The organism is Actinomadura soli (genome assembly GCF_005889715.1).
GTDB lineage: Bacteria > Actinomycetota > Actinomycetes > Streptosporangiales > Streptosporangiaceae > Spirillospora > Spirillospora soli.
In genome coordinates this window covers 1-1,497 of record NZ_VCKW01000552.1, presented here as the reverse complement: position 1 = coordinate 1,497, position 1,497 = coordinate 1, and the positions used below count along the sequence as shown (strand labels likewise).

General features: G+C 68.2%; 1 protein-coding gene. It reads left to right on the top strand.

The annotated features are described in order from the left end of the window. Positions 1–240: 240 nt before the first annotated feature. A complete protein-coding gene (locus ETD83_RS41760) occupies positions 241–1,470 on the top strand; it encodes an IS110 family RNA-guided transposase (RefSeq protein WP_138650758.1) in 1,230 nt (409 codons plus the stop codon). The last annotated feature ends 27 nt before the right edge of the window (positions 1,471–1,497 follow it).

Sequence of the window (1,497 nt, the reverse complement as noted above, 5' to 3'; positions counted from 1 at the left end):
CACCTAATGGCGGTGCATCGGTCAGGCCGGGAAGGCAGGATCGGTGGCTGATGAAGCCGACCGGTGGGTGAGCACTGTTCATCACCAGGCCCGCTGTGCGAGGTCGAGGGCTAGATCGTGCCCCCACCGGTTCGGCGGGGAGAAGCAATGGCCGGTGGGATGTCGTGCCGTGATCGAGCACTGATCCATTAGGTCGCCGTGATTCTCCTCCTGGCTTCCACCCCCAGAGACGAGGCGCGGATGCTGTTTGTGGGTAACGACTGGGCCGAGGACCACCATGATGTCGAGCTGGTCGATGACGATGGGCGTCGGCTGGCCCGGCGAAGACTCACCGAGGGCATCGAAGGGATCGCCCAGCTGCACGAGCTGATCGCCGGGCACCTGCCCGAGGACGCCACCGCCGCCGATGTGGTCGTCGGTATCGAAACCGACCGCGGCCCCTGGGTGACAGCGCTGGTCGCCGCCGGCTACCAGGTGTTCGCGATCAATCCGATGCAAGTGGCCCGTTACCGGGAACGACACTCGACTTCGGGCGCCAAATCCGACCAGGGCGACGCGCACACCCTGGCCGAACTGGTCCGTCTGGACCGCGCGCACCACCGGCCGGTCGCCGGCGACAGCGACCTGACCGACGCCGTCCGGGTTCTGGCCCGCAGCCACCAGAACCTGGTCTGGCTGCGCCAACGCCAGGGTAACCAGCTACGTTCCCAGCTGCGTGAGTACTTCCCCGCCGCGCTGATGGCTTTCCCCGAGTTGACCGGACGTGACGCGCTGGCGGTGCTGACGGTGGCCACCACCCCGCAGGCCGCGCGGGACTTGGACGTCGAGACGATCATCGAGGTGCTGCGCCAGGCCGGACGGCAACGCAACCTGCGCGCCACCGCGACACGCATCCACCAGGCTCTGACCGCCGAGCATCTGGCGGCCCGGCCGCTGACCGCCCAGGCCTTCGGGATCACCGCCCGGGCACTGGTGGGCGTGCTGGCTGAACTCAACCGGCAGATCACCGAGCTGGAAAGCCAGGTGAGCGCCTATTTTGGCCGTCACCCGGACGCTGAGATCTACCTGAGCCAGCCCGGCTTCGGCACGATCCTGGGCGCCCGGGCCCTGGCCGAGTTCGGTGACGACCCTGACCGCTACGCCTCCGGCAAAGCCCGCCGCAACTACGCCGGAACCTCGCCGATCACCCGCGCTTCCGGCAAGAAGATCGTGGTCCTGGCCCGCTACGCCCGCAACCGGCGACTGGGTGACGCGCTGTTCCAGCAGGCCTTCGCCGCCCTCACCGGCTCCGCCGGAGCACGCGCCTACTACGACGCCATGCGCGCCCGCGGAATTGGCCACAACGACGCCCTACGCCGTCTGGCCAACCGACTGGTCGGCACACTCCACGGCTGCCTACGCACCCACACCACCTACAGCGAAACCACCGCCTGGACACCCCAAACCCACCACACCGACCAAGCAGCTTGACACCTACGACCCGTGGGATGTCTAGCC

Excerpts from the sequence above, each read along its gene's own strand:
- ETD83_RS41760 (WP_138650758.1), top strand. The coding sequence starts at position 241 with ATGCTGTTTGTGGGTAACGACTGGGCCGAGGACCACCATGATGTCGAG.